The sequence below is a fragment of the Microbacterium sp. genome, from assembly GCF_052099035.1.
Classification (GTDB): Bacteria; Actinomycetota; Actinomycetes; order Actinomycetales; family Microbacteriaceae; genus Microbacterium.
The window spans coordinates 39,078-51,294 of the sequence record NZ_JBQDSX010000005.1; the positions used below are offsets into that span (position 1 = coordinate 39,078).

Genomic DNA, 12,217 nt, shown 5'->3' on the forward strand with positions numbered 1-12,217 from the left:
GCTCAAGAGGCCGAGGAAGGCAATGTGGGGGCGTTGATCGCTGCCGCGCCCCAGGTCGCGCCGCCTCCGAACGAGGCCATGGCGATGCGTTCGCCGGGCCGGATGTGACCGCGGCGAAGCGCGTCGTCCAGTGCGAGCGGAATCGAGGCACCGGCAGTGTTGCCGACGCGTTCGAGATGGAGGCTGACCTTGATGGCGTCGATGTCGAGGCGGTCGGCGACGGCATGAAGGATGCGTGCGTTCGCCTGGTGACCGACGAAATGCGCGATGCTGTCGGCGTCCCAGCCGACGGTGTCGAGCGTCTGACGGGTTATTTCCTCCATGTTGAGCACCGCGTGTAGGAACACGGCCTGGCCCTGCATATGGAAGTAGGGGTCATGCGTCTCGTCGGCGCCGTCCAGCGTGGTCGGGTTGCCGTTAGCGGTGATGAGATCGGCGAGCGCACCGTCGCTACGAAGCCTGATGGCATGCACGGCTCCGGGTGCTTCCGGATCGCCGGCTTCAACAACCACAGCGCCCGCTCCGTCACCGAATATCGCCACGGTGGCGCGATCTGTGGGGTCGAGCAGGCGCGTGAACGTCTCGGAGGCGATGACAAGGCTCCGCTGCGAAGTGCCGGCCAGGATAGCGTCGCGCGCGGTACGGAGGGCGAAGAGGAATCCGCTGCAGACCGCGGCGACATCGTAGGCCGGGATGGTTCCGAGGCCGAGACGGTAGGCCACTTCGGGGGCAACCGCCGGGCAGGCCCGATCTGGGGTGGTGGTCGCGAGGATGAGTTGGTCGATCTCGAGATCGGAGCCGAGGGCTTCGAGCGCTTGCTGGCCCGCTGCAACGGCGAGGTCGGCGGTGGTCTCGGTCGTGGCGACGTGACGCTGACCGATCCCGGTCCGCTTCCGAATCCATTCGTCAGATGTGTCCAGACGCTGAGCGAGCATGTCGTTGGTCTCAACGTGCGCGGGTACAGCTGAGCCTGTGGCGGCGATGACGGCGGCGAGGGTCATGGTGCGAGTCCTGCTTTCATAGAGGTGTCGGCAACAGAGTGAGCGGTCGCGGCCCCAAGTACGCCGAGTTCGACCGCGATGCAGGAGACAGTGAAGCCGCCTCCAGCGCAGACAAACAGGCCGATATCGTCAGGAGCGTGGTTCTCCTGCGCGAGGAGATCATTGAGGTTGGCAGGCGTGTCGCCGGCGCCGAGGTGGCCGGTGTCATCGCCGAGGTAGACGATTTCAGCATGCGTGAGATTTTCGACCGCGGGCACGTAAAGGTCGCCGATGACTTTGCGTCCCACGCGCGGCAGTGCGAGGTAGCGCAGTCGCGGCGAGTCGAGGCTGAGGCCTGCATCGCTGACGGCAGTGCGGATGACATGTTGGAGTGCGTCTCGCATGCTCGTGTTGAAGCCATCACCTCGTCCTGACCGGAGGTAGGCCTTCTTCGTGCGTCGCACGTCCAAGATGTCCCCGTGCTGACCTGGAGCCCAGGTGTAGGGGTCGTCACCGTGGTGCAGCCCTTCGCCGTCAAGGACGGTAGTCGCAGCACAAGCCAGGAGCTTGGGGTGGCCGGGGCGAGGCTCGGTAGTTAACACGAGCGCCGTGCCGGCGTCGCCATACCAGAGGAATGAGTCGCTGTTCCAGCGGTCGAAGTCTCCAGCGAAGATGTCAGCGGTCGTCACCAGGGCAGTAGTCGCGTCAGGATCGCAGACGAGCCGTGCGACCGCAATCTCGATGGCCGTTTCACCGCCGTTGCACATCGTCTGGACGCCGACAGGCAGAGCGTGGACGGCTCCGATCTCATGGGCGATGTGATGAGCGGGCGACCAGAAGTCGTGGCCCTGGTGGTGGATCCACGCGTGCACGAGGATGTCGATGTCCTCACCATGAATCTCGGCTCCATCGAGTGCAGCGTGAGCCGCGTCGATCGCCAACCGGGGAGCTCCCGGTTCGGTCGCTGCAGGTAACTGGCGGGCGCCGACGGTCTCGGCGACCAGACGCGCAACCTTGCCCTCCTCGAGAGCGGTCGCCGTGGTGACCGTCGGGGCCGGGGCGGTGCGCACCCCCGCGATGGAAATGTCCGGCGGGATCTTCATGGCCGGTCCTCCTTCCGACTGGTGTTGGTGGTGGGACTGTCAAAGGTCAGGACGATTGACGCTGCGGGCTGCGAGTCCTGACTGATCTGGACGTCGGTCGTCAGGGGAAGGCTCAAGCTCTGCGGTTCCCGGACGGCTGCGACGAGATGAGTGGAAGTGTCCAGTTCGACATAGGTGCTGAAGTCTCCGCCGACCTCGGTGAGTAGGGAGCCAGCCGCGGGCACTGACGGACAAGTCGCATGCACCAGCTGGCGCGCGGCCTCGACCATAACCATCGCGGGCGCATGATCCTGGGCGTGGTCGAACATGCTGCGGTTGTGAAATGGCAAGCGCAGCGTGGCGTGGCCACCACCGGCGGTGACCGTTGGGGGGCCGATGGTCACGTTGTCCTCCCGCGTGCATCCCACCTGCCTCGGATCAGCTGCGACACCCTCGGGCGCTCGCATTGTGCTGGTGGGCATCGGAGATCCGCCGCGTGCCCCTGCACGGAGGAACTGGTAAGCCTCCCTGCCGACGTAACGCACGTTCAGTTCGAGGGTGCCCACGAAAGCCTCCCCATCGGTTGCGGTGTATACCGATACGCGCGTGGTGCCGCCGGTGAGCATTGCGCCGATGAACTGCGGCTTCTCCAGCGAGACCTGCATTCGCAGATCGACGGCCTCGATTCCGTAGCGCGGCCGAGATGCCACCGGGAACGAGGCCCGCCATCTGGTGAGGATGAACTGCCGGTCTTCGGCGACGTTCCAGAAAAGGTGTGCCGCTGCGGTGGCCGCCTGACGACAGGCCTCCATGAGCGTGAGGATGTCGACCAATCCATAGCGCATGGATGTGCTGTCGCAGAAGTATGCGTGCGAACTCGGCAGCTGCGCCAGAAACGAGCCGACACCCTCCTCCACGTCGGTGAGGAAAACCTCGTGTACCTGTGCCCGGTGCACCAATCTCCGGTCGATCGTTCGTGTGCTCCTGGCGACTGCTGAACTGGTCATCAATCATCCCCCCTCGCGCCAACTTGACCGCCACCCAGAGCGACAGCTGCTGACTGGCCGATATCCCTAAGCTGTTATGTATCAATGAACTGATAGTCCACAGCTTTTAGTCATGTGTCAAATCGTGGGCGCAACACTGTCGCTACCAATGCGTTGGGTGCAACACGAGTCACGGGGACATGGCAGCTTACGATGCTCTAGCAGGCTTCTGCTATGATTGAGCACTGTCGAGCAAGCGAGGGATATCAATGAACGAAGTGGACGTGGTGATCGTCGGTGCGGGTCCAGTCGGTCTGTACCTCGCCACCGACCTTGCCCAACGCGGCGTGTCTGTGCAGATGGTCGACAAGGCGCGCAGGCCAGTGCGGCACTCCCGAGCCTCCGTGGTGTGGCCACGACAGCTGGAGCTGCTACACGGAGTCCGCGTTGCCGACGAATTGATGGATCGAGGCCGTGCAATTGAGGGCGTGGCCTTCCATTCCGATCGAGGAGAGCTAGGTCAGCTGCGGTTCTCCACGATCCGAGAAGCCCCCTATCCGTTTGGGTTGGCGGTCTCCCAGGAGGTCACCGAACGGGTGCTCATCGACCGTTACGAGGCGCTCTTCGGTCCGCTGCGACGCGACGGTGAACTCGTACGCCTCTCACAGGACACTGCGGGCGTCGACCTGACTGTGCGCACCGATGCTGGAGAAAACGAGATCCGCGCGAAATGGGTCGTTGGAGCCGACGGAGCGCACAGCACCGTCCGCGAGCTTGCCGGAATTCAGTTCACCGGCCCCTCGGGCGCCGCGCGATTCGCGATCGGCGACGCCGGCATCGAAGGCACGCTGTCCACGCGGATGCTGCACTACTTCTACTCCAACTCCGCCGCCATCGGTATCTCCCCGTTCACCGAGGAGACGATGCGGATCGCCGTGTCGATACCGAGCGACGCCCCCGAGCCGGACCGAGCCTTCTTCCGCCGTGTCCTCACCGAGAACACGCGCATGGTCACTGACGTGCGCGAACCCGATTGGTCAACGGCATTCGACGTCCGCTTCCGAACAGCGGAGCGGTTCAAGAAGGGGCGCGTCCTGCTTGCCGGAGATGCCGCCCATGTCATGAGTCCGGCGGGCGGGCAAGGGATGAACACCGGCCTTCAGGACGCGGCCAACCTCGGTTGGAAGCTTGCGCACGTGCTCGAGGCCAGGGCGGCGGAGGGGCTGCTATCCAGTTACGATTTCGAACGCCGCTGGGCGGCAGGACGGGTCGCGGCGACCTCCAGCAAGCTCGCGCGATGGTCTGCAGCCCGAGGCCCGATCCAGAGTCGCAAGCGCGACGCCGAGATCTTCCTGGCGACACGGAAACGACAGCGACCGAATCTCGTCGATGTCATCGCCCAGCTCGACACGAGGTATCCCAATGCGGACGCATCCCCCCGCGGATCCCGGCTGGGCACACGATTCCGATCGTTCACGGGCCACGTGCCGGACCGCGCACCGTGGTCAAGCTGGCCTGTCCACGATGCTCACGGATACACGCTCTTCCTCTGGCCCGGCACCACTGAGCCGCGCGCGTGGGAGGCCATCGTCGCATCCCTTGCCCAACGGACACACCATGTCGTCCGCGATCTGGCGCGCACCGCATCGCCTGCCTCGTCGCTGGGGCTGGAGCGCCGAGCCCACTACTTCCTCGTGCGACCCGATGGGCACGTCATCGAAGAGGGGCGCTTCGCTTGCCCCGGCGAGATTCCGTCGCGCGTCATCGGTGGCGCGAGAGTCGCACGACCGCAGCACACCAGCAAACACGAAAGGTAGACACACCATGCCGACTTCGGCTGCTACACACTTGACCGCTCGCGAACGGTGGAAACTCCTCGTCCTACTGAGCGCGAGCTTCATCCTCGCCGTCGACTTCTCCGTCCTCAACGTCGCGCTCCCCGAGATCGGACGCGACGTGGGCATCCCGGTGCAAGATCTGCAATGGATCATCACGGCGTTCGCCCTCCCAGCAGCCGGATTCGGACTGTTGTTCGGACGGCTGGGCGACATGGTGGGACGGCGCCTGTTCTTCATCGCGGGCATATGCCTGCTGGGCCTCGGCTCCCTCATCGGAGGCATCGCCGACACCAGTTGGCTGCTCATCGCCGGACGCATCGTCCAGGGCTTCGGCGCAGCCGCGGTTGCACCGACGGCGCTGTCGTTATTGACGACCTCGTTCGAAGAAGGGCCCCGCCGCTCACGCGCCCTGGGCATCAACGGTGCTCTGATCTCGGCGGGCTTCACCGCCGGTGCTCTTCTGGGCGGTGTGCTAACCAGTGGACTGAGCTGGCGCTGGGCGTTCTTCATCAACATCCCGGTCGCCATCGTCGTGCTTATCCTCACCCCGATCCTGTTCGCTGAATCGCGACCCAACGAGCGTCCCCGCCTCGACCTCGCCGGCGCGGTACTGATCAGCGCCGCTCTTGCCTCCCTCGTATTCGGCCTCACGATCGCCGGCGAGACCGGGCTGAGCGCATTCGCCCCCTACCCCTGGCTCGCGTCAGCCGTCGTGCTCCTGCTCGCCTTCGGGTGGGTCGAATCGCGGGCGCAGGCACCACTGGTCGCCGTCCGGATCCTCCGGAAGCGCACCATCGCCTTCGGCAACCTCGCAGGCTTGACGACGTTCTCGATGATGTCCTCACTGACCTACCTGCTGACCCTCTACCTGCAGGATGTCCTCCTGCTCAACGCGGTCCTGACCGGACTCGTGATCGCGGTCATCGGCATCGTCTCCGTTGTCGCCGCGAACTTCACCCCGCGGATCATCGGCAAGTTCGGGCAGAAGGCGCTCGTCGTTGCTGCGCTAGTCCTCCAGGGCGTCGGATCGATCGTGCTCGCCTTCGCGGGTCCGAACCTGGCCTCGCTCGTGCTCGTCCTGACGGGTATCGTCATCGGAGCACTCGGACACATCGGATCGATCGTCGGCTACACCGTCACCTCGACGTCGGGACTGCCCGATCACGAACAGGGCTTGGCCACCGGTCTAACGACCACGAGCCAGCAGGTCGGCCTCGCTCTCGGAACGCCCATCATGGCGACCATTCTCGCCATCAACATCGGAAATCGTGCTGCCGATGACCCCACCGCACTCCTGGGCGGCCTGACCACCGCTATCGCCGCCAACGGCATCATCGTGCTCGCCGTTGCAGTCGTCGTAGCGCTATGCCTTCCCGGCACCTCCGCCACAGCCATAGCGTCGAAAGCGACGGACACGGTGACCGAGCCCGCGGCCGCCAAGAGCCAGTGAACCCACTCGAATGGGCATAACAGCCATGACCAAATCAACGATCAGCGTCACCGGTGCCGGACGTATCGGCCAGGCCATCGCAGAACTGGCGGTGCGCCAGGGACACCCCGTCGTGCTCAGCAACAGCCGCGGACCCGAAACCCTGCAAGCCGTCGTCGACGAGCTCGGCCCGTTGGCCAGCAGCGACACCACCGCAGGGGCTGCATCCCAGGGCGACATCGTCGTCATCGCGGTGACTTTCGATGCGATCGAATCCCTTCCCCGTCGCCGACCTGACCGGAAGAGTGGTGCTCGACGCCACCAACTACTACGCGCCCCGCGACGGAGTCATCCCCGCGGTGGAAGGAGACCGCGTTCCGACTTCAGTACACGTCCAACGGGCATTGCCGGGAGCGCACGTGGTCAAGGCGTTCAACCACATCGTCTGGTCCGACATCCCCGCAGATGCGCGGCCTTCGGATCCCCCGGGCCGGCGCGGAATCGCAGTAGCAGGCGACCACCTGCCCGGCAAGCAGCAAGCAGCAAGTGACCGAGTTCGTCGACGAGATCGGATTCGTCCCGGTCGACATCGGAGCGCTCGACGAGAGCTGACGGATTCAGCCAGGAAGCCCGGGATGGATCACGAACTACTCCGCCGACCAACTGCTCGAGAAGATCACTGAAGCCGGCTCCTGGCACAACGCCTGAAGCCAACGAGAGAAAAAGGAGACCCGCATGACCCAGCTGACACTCGAGGACGCTCGCCGCATCAGCGACACGGCCCTCGCCACCGCCATCCAACACGGATGGCACATCAGTGTCGCCGTCATCGATCGGCACGGCAACCTCGTCCACTTCGCCCGACAGGATGGCAGCACTCTCGGCAGCGTGGTGTCTTCCCAGTCCAAGGCCTGGACCGCCGCCGCTCTAGGAGCCTCGACCCACGAACTCCAAGCAGCGGCCCAGCCCGGCCAGGCTGTTTATGGTCTCGCCCACGCGGGTGGGCCGGGCCGTCCGATGACAGCTGTGCCCGGCGCCGTGCCGATCCGTTCCGCGAACGGGGAACTCCTGGGTGCCGTGGGCGTCGGCGGTGCTCCCGCGCCAGCGGACGACCAGTTCATATCCGAGACTGCCGCGAAAATGCGTCCGTAGCAGAACGCGAAAGCGGTGGGGCCTCGAAAGAGACCGTCGATGCTGGCGATTTCAGCTTGATCGAGTCATCTCTCCACGTCTAAAGCCATAGCTCCCGTAACGTTCTTGTCAACGCGCGCACTTTTCGACGCAGGCGTCCCCTTGCAAGTACGAGACGTCACGTCGAGTGATGCGACCGAGCCAGTGGCCTCCGAAGCACTCAAGATCGTCTTCGTAATGTCGGGCTGGGCGGAGGTCTTCACGGCCGAACAGACCGTGTCTCTCGCGCAAGGCGCAGTCCTCACGATCCCTCCGAGGCTCGAATGCTACGGGGTCCCGGCCGGGTGGACACGCACTATCACCCTGTACGCCCAACCCGATTTCGCCGCCGATCACATTCGATGGGTGCGCGCCCGCCACCCACTCGTGCATCACGTCCGCCGTGCACTCCAGGAAGATTCAGGTCTGCAACGACTGCAACTGCCGACAGCGACCATGACAGCGCTCACGCCACGGCTGGTGCGCCTGGCTCAGTTGCCTGCCAGCGCAGAGCACCAGTGCGCGATGTTCTCAATCGTCCTGGATTTGTTCGCCGCTACAGCACCCTTCTCAGCCGAAGAGCATCGAGCGCCAGTCAGGCCCCGCGACGAGGTACTCAAAGCGGTCAACCTGATGCAGAAGTCGCCGGAGCGTCGGTGGCGAGCTGACGAACTCGCGCAAGCCGTTTCGCTTTCGCGGGCGCAGCTCAACCGACTATTCCGCGACCAGATCGGTATACCTCCTGCTGCTTATCTGAGCATGCTCCGGGCAAACCGCATGGCGGAGCTTCTGTCCACGAAACACATAACTGTCGCGGAGGCGGCAGGGCTAGCGGGATGGGAGAGACCGGAGATCGCTACTCGTACGTTCAAGAAGCAGTTCGGGATGGGCCCACGCGACTACGCCACGATCGCACGAGCTCAACGCCCTGGAACCGAAGATCTAGCTGAACGCGTGAGCCGGCCCACGCATACTCGGCCCAGTGCGTGGCATCCTCAGTAGCTTCGATGCGTTACGCACGCTCATGTAACGGTGGTCTTTCATTGAGTGAGTTGCGCCGTGTCAGGGTGACGTCCCGTGGAGTGGTGGAGATTCCGATCGGGTTGTCTGCGTCGTAGACGTGGGTGAGCCATCGTGCGATGGTCAGTGAGAACTGTCTAGGAATCTCAACGTAAGGACACAACGCACGATGGCTCTTGACCAGTCTGCCCTCCTCGAGCTTCTCGGGGAACTGAAACTCACCGATGTCACCGACCGGATCCGTGTTGCGACGGAAACGCTCTATCAGGAGTTGATCGACGCGGAAGCGGCCGCGTTCATCGGCGCCGCCCCGTTCGAACGCTCTCCGGAGCGGACCACGCAACGAAACGGCACCCGTCCCCGCACGCTCACCACAACCGCTGGGGAGTTGGAATTGCGTATCCCGAAGCTGCGTCAGGGATCGTTCTTCCCGTCGCTGTTGGAGCGGCGCCGCCGGGTCGATCAGGCGCTGTTCGCCGTGGTGATGGAGGCGTATGTTCACGGCGTGAGCACGAGGAAGGTCGATGATCTGGTGAAAGCGCTCGGCGCGGACACTGGCATCTCCAAGTCCGAAGTGTCGCGGATCTGCGCGAACCTCGACGAGGACGTCGCAGCGTTCCGTGACCGGCCGCTTGCTGACACCACGTATCCGTATGTGTTCCTCGACGCGACCTACTGCAAAGCCAGAGTCGGCCGGCGGGTCGTCTCCCAAGCGGTAGTCGTCGCGATCGGTGTTGCCGCCGACGGGCGCCGGGAAGTCCTTGGCTTCGAGGTCGGAGAGACCGAATCGCAGCCGTTCTGGACCACCTTCCTGCGCTCGCTCAAGGCCCGGGGGCTCGGCGGGGTCAAGCTGGTGATCTCCGACGCGCACACCGGGCTGATCTCCGCGATCGAGACCGTGTTCGCGGGTGCTGCCTGGCAGCGCTGTCGGGTCCATTTCATGCGCAATGTCCTCTCGAACGTCCCCAAGGCGTCCGGACCGATGGTCGCGTCGATCATCCGCACGATCTTCGCCCAGCCCGACACTGAGCACGTGTTCGCTCAGTTCCATGAGGTCGTGCGCATGCTAACAAGGTCGCATCCAAAGATCGCCGACATGCTCGAAGACGCGAAGGACGACATCCTCGCGTTCTGCGGCTTCCCGCAGCAGTACTGGCGCCAGATCTGGTCCACGAACCTGCTGGAACGGGTCAACAAGGAGATCAAACGCCGCACCGACGTCGTCGGCACCTTCCCCAACCCCGCAGCTCTCCTACGCCTGGCCGGGCACGTCCTGATCGAGCAGCACGACGAATGGGACGGCGCCGACCGCCGCTACTTCTCCGAGCACTCCATGAAGCTCCTCACCGCGAACGAGGAGGAGGTGGCAATCCCGGAACTCAACGCGGCATAATCACAGAAGCTGACCCCGCACAGTGTCGAGAAACTCCACCACTCAGCGGGACGTCACCCGTGTCAGGAGTTGGCGCGGTCTGCGTCATCGGCTGCGGGTCATGATCAGAACGTTCGACGCGCCGCTCTGCGGTCAGTCGTGACGGCAACGATCCCGACTCGACAGATCTCTGAAACTCCGCGGCAGAACAGTTCGCCGTGGGCGCAGCCAGCATGGGTGATGGGATCGCATCAGATTCGATTCGTCATCGTTGATCGTTGATCGTTGATTGCCGATCGTGTGAGGGAGAAATCTGGCACGGGAATCAGCGAGGCGCAGGCACCTTGCGGACCTCAAATCTAGCCCGCTGGGACTCACGCTCGCACGGCGTCGACGCTGGGGCTATGCGGGCTCGGTCTGTCGATGTGGCCCGTACCTGTTGGGTGAGCCTGTTCGTCGCACACGAGCGCGGACAGGCCCCGAACAGCAGGGAGCCACCGTCATGCCCGACCCCACCCCGCCAACCAGAGCGCCGCTGACCGAACTACCCGAACCGGTGTTCACCGATGAGCGGGCGACGCTCTATCTCGGGGACGCGGTCGAACTCCTCCCGCTTTTACCCGAGGCGAGCATCGATGCCCTGGTCACTGACCCGCCCTACGGGTTGAGCTTCAACGGGCAGGCATGGGACGACGCTTCCGGGTTCCGCGAGTCCCTTCCGCATATCGATACGAGCGGGATGAGTGCACCGGAGGTGTTCGAGACGTGGTGCACGGCGTGGGCTGCAGGAGCACTCCACGCGCTCAAGCCGGGTGCGTATGTTGCAGCGTTCGGTGGTGCACGCACCTGGCACCGGATGGTGCGCGGGATCGAGAATGCAGGGTTCGAGATACGCGACCAGATTGCATGGCTGCATACCACGGGGATGCCCAAGAGCATGGACCTCTCGCACGCCATCGACAAGCACCACGGCATGCAACGCACCGACCGGGTCGTGCAGACGACCGATCGTGACGGGGTACTCGGCGCAACCCGCACGGTCCTATCCAAGGGCACTCCAGTGACCGAGGACGCGGCACAGTGGGAGGGGTGGGGAACGGCGTTGCGGCCGGCATTCGAGCCGATCATCATCGCCCGCAAACCAGCGGAAGGGAGCATCGTCCGCAACGTTCTCCAGCACGGCGTTGGTGGGATCAACATCGACGGCGCACGGTTCGCTGACGAACGGTGGCCGACGAACGTCGCATTCGATCCGGGTCAGGCGGATGCACTGGATGTATTAACGGGGACGTGGCAGAGCGAGTCGCTGTCGCGGAAGTTCCCCATCTTCCGCTTCGACCACAAACCCTCAACGACAGAACGGCCCCGCGCGTTCGGGGTCTCACACACGACGGTGAAGCCGTTGGCGTTGATGCGGTGGCTGGTCACGCTTGTGGCTCCATCGGGTGGCATCGTGCTGGAGCCGTTCGCGGGATCCGGTACCACGGTAGAAGCTGCAGTTGGAGCGGGATTTCAGGTTCTGGCGATGGAGAAGAACGCAGAGTATGTGCCGTTGCACAGCGCTCGAATGGATCGGTCGCCTCAAGCATGACGGCCCCTGGGGGAGCACTCATCGGTTCCGGAGGGGCAGAGGGTCGCGCGTTCGAACCCTGTGATCTCGACAGAAGCCCTGGGCCGCGCAGCGTGGCCGGGCGCTTACCTGGACCGGGAGGGTGCCCAGCACATAGAGACCAACGCTGCTACCGGGGTCGGCTCGTGTGGACTCGCTGGAGGCGGCGACCCGCCAGCCGGACACGACGGTTTCGTCACAAGATCCTCCGGTTGGTCCCCGCACCGCCGTGTCGGTCATGACTGCTCCTCAGCGGTGTCAGAAGAATCGGTGGTGGGGTGTGCGAAGAGGGCGCTGTAGCGACCGTACCCCTCCTCCTCCAGACTGCCAGCCGGGATGAAGCGGAGGGCCGCGGAGTTCATGCAGTAGCGCAGTCCGCCCTCGGCGCGGGGGCCGTCGTCGAAGACGTGTCCCAGGTGGCTGTCGGCCCCGGCCGAACGCGCCTCCGTGCGCTTCATCCACAGCGAGCGGTCGGTGCGCGTGGTCACCGCGTCCGCCTCGATGGGCTTGGTGAAGCTCGGCCACCCGGTGCCGCTGTCGAACTTGTCTGTCGACGAGAACAGGGGCTCTCCCGAGACGACGTCGACGTAGATGCCGTCTTCGTGGTTGTTCCAGTACGCGTTGCGGAACGGCGGTTCGGTCGCGTCCTCCTGGGTCACCTCGTACTGCAGGTGGCTGAGGCCGCTGACGGCCTCGGGGGTCTTGCGGCAGTCGTTCGACATGATCTGACT

Annotated in this window: 11 protein-coding genes; 7 read left to right on the plus strand and 4 right to left on the minus strand. The window is 64.5% G+C overall.

Annotation, left to right across the window (positions count from 1 at the left end):
* Positions 1-2: 2 nt before the first annotated feature.
* The 3 genes from ACTIAO_RS02870 to ACTIAO_RS02880 are packed head-to-tail and all read right to left on the minus strand — an operon-like array spanning position 3 to position 3,069.
* Entirely contained in the window at positions 3-1,001 is a 999-nt protein-coding gene (locus tag ACTIAO_RS02870; RefSeq protein ID WP_121657585.1) for a beta-ketoacyl-ACP synthase III, read from the minus strand.
* Positions 998-2,083, minus strand: a complete 1,086-nt coding sequence (locus tag ACTIAO_RS02875) for a 3-oxoacyl-ACP synthase (protein WP_121657586.1) — start codon at positions 2,081-2,083, stop codon at positions 998-1,000. Before ACTIAO_RS02875 ends, ACTIAO_RS02870 begins: the two co-directional genes overlap by 4 nt.
* Positions 2,080-3,069 carry an AfsA-related hotdog domain-containing protein gene (locus tag ACTIAO_RS02880; protein ID WP_121657587.1) on the minus strand — a complete coding sequence of 330 codons (990 nt, stop codon included), beginning with the start codon at positions 3,067-3,069 and terminating at the stop codon, positions 2,080-2,082. The genes ACTIAO_RS02875 and ACTIAO_RS02880 overlap by 4 nt, the downstream gene beginning before the upstream one ends.
* Positions 3,070-3,317: 248 nt before the next feature.
* On the opposite strand from ACTIAO_RS02880, the gene ACTIAO_RS02885 reads away from it, so the two are divergent.
* The 7 genes from ACTIAO_RS02885 (at position 3,318) to ACTIAO_RS02915 (ending at position 11,468) form a co-directional block, all read left to right on the plus strand.
* Positions 3,318-4,865: an FAD-dependent monooxygenase gene (locus ACTIAO_RS02885; protein ID WP_121657588.1), complete on the plus strand. Its 1,548-nt coding sequence runs from the start codon at positions 3,318-3,320 to the stop codon at positions 4,863-4,865.
* Between the two features lie 31 nt (positions 4,866-4,896).
* Entirely contained in the window at positions 4,897-6,336 is a 1,440-nt protein-coding gene (locus ACTIAO_RS02890; RefSeq protein WP_220700318.1) for an MFS transporter, read from the plus strand.
* Positions 6,337-6,361: 25 nt separating this feature from the next.
* The gene (locus ACTIAO_RS02895; protein ID WP_183086088.1) at positions 6,362-6,865 is read left to right on the plus strand and encodes an NAD(P)-binding domain-containing protein; all 504 of its coding nucleotides are present in this window, start codon (positions 6,362-6,364) and stop codon (positions 6,863-6,865) included.
* Positions 6,866-7,050: 185 nt separating this feature from the next.
* The gene (locus ACTIAO_RS02900) at positions 7,051-7,467 is read left to right on the plus strand and encodes a GlcG/HbpS family heme-binding protein (protein ID WP_121657591.1); all 417 of its coding nucleotides are present in this window, start codon (positions 7,051-7,053) and stop codon (positions 7,465-7,467) included.
* A gap of 651 nt (positions 7,468-8,118) precedes the next feature.
* Positions 8,119-8,487 (plus strand): helix-turn-helix transcriptional regulator, encoded by a 369-nt coding sequence (locus ACTIAO_RS02905; RefSeq protein ID WP_420845820.1) that lies wholly within the window; start codon positions 8,119-8,121, stop codon positions 8,485-8,487.
* Between the two features lie 187 nt (positions 8,488-8,674).
* Positions 8,675-9,898 (plus strand): IS256 family transposase, encoded by a 1,224-nt coding sequence (locus ACTIAO_RS02910; RefSeq protein ID WP_121657593.1) that lies wholly within the window; start codon positions 8,675-8,677, stop codon positions 9,896-9,898.
* A 481-nt stretch (positions 9,899-10,379) separates the two neighbouring features.
* On the plus strand, positions 10,380-11,468 hold the full coding sequence (locus tag ACTIAO_RS02915; protein WP_121657594.1) for a DNA-methyltransferase: 1,089 nt from the start codon (positions 10,380-10,382) through the stop codon (positions 11,466-11,468).
* 254 nt (positions 11,469-11,722) lie between these two features.
* On the opposite strand, the gene msrB is transcribed toward ACTIAO_RS02915, so the two are convergent.
* Complete coding sequence (gene msrB, locus ACTIAO_RS02920) at positions 11,723-12,208, minus strand: peptide-methionine (R)-S-oxide reductase MsrB (RefSeq protein ID WP_121657595.1); 486 nt, start codon at positions 12,206-12,208, stop codon at positions 11,723-11,725.
* Positions 12,209-12,217: the final 9 nt, after the last annotated feature.

Bases quoted from the DNA above. Each gene is read 5' to 3' on its own strand.
- ACTIAO_RS02915 (WP_121657594.1), top strand. From the start codon at position 10,380: ATGCCCGACCCCACCCCGCCAACCAGAGCGCCGCTGACCGAACTACCC.
- ACTIAO_RS02895 (WP_183086088.1), top strand. From the start codon at position 6,362: ATGACCAAATCAACGATCAGCGTCACCGGTGCCGGACGTATCGGCCAG.
- ACTIAO_RS02905 (WP_420845820.1), top strand. From the start codon at position 8,119: ATGCAGAAGTCGCCGGAGCGTCGGTGGCGAGCTGACGAACTCGCGCAA.
- ACTIAO_RS02885 (WP_121657588.1), top strand. From the start codon at position 3,318: ATGAACGAAGTGGACGTGGTGATCGTCGGTGCGGGTCCAGTCGGTCTG.
- ACTIAO_RS02880 (WP_121657587.1), bottom strand. From the start codon at position 3,069: ATGACCAGTTCAGCAGTCGCCAGGAGCACACGAACGATCGACCGGAGA.
- ACTIAO_RS02870 (WP_121657585.1), bottom strand. From the start codon at position 1,001: ATGACCCTCGCCGCCGTCATCGCCGCCACAGGCTCAGCTGTACCCGCG.
- ACTIAO_RS02900 (WP_121657591.1), top strand. From the start codon at position 7,051: ATGACCCAGCTGACACTCGAGGACGCTCGCCGCATCAGCGACACGGCC.
- msrB (WP_121657595.1), bottom strand. From the start codon at position 12,208: ATGTCGAACGACTGCCGCAAGACCCCCGAGGCCGTCAGCGGCCTCAGC.
- ACTIAO_RS02875 (WP_121657586.1), bottom strand. From the start codon at position 2,083: ATGAAGATCCCGCCGGACATTTCCATCGCGGGGGTGCGCACCGCCCCG.
- ACTIAO_RS02910 (WP_121657593.1), top strand. From the start codon at position 8,675: ATGGCTCTTGACCAGTCTGCCCTCCTCGAGCTTCTCGGGGAACTGAAA.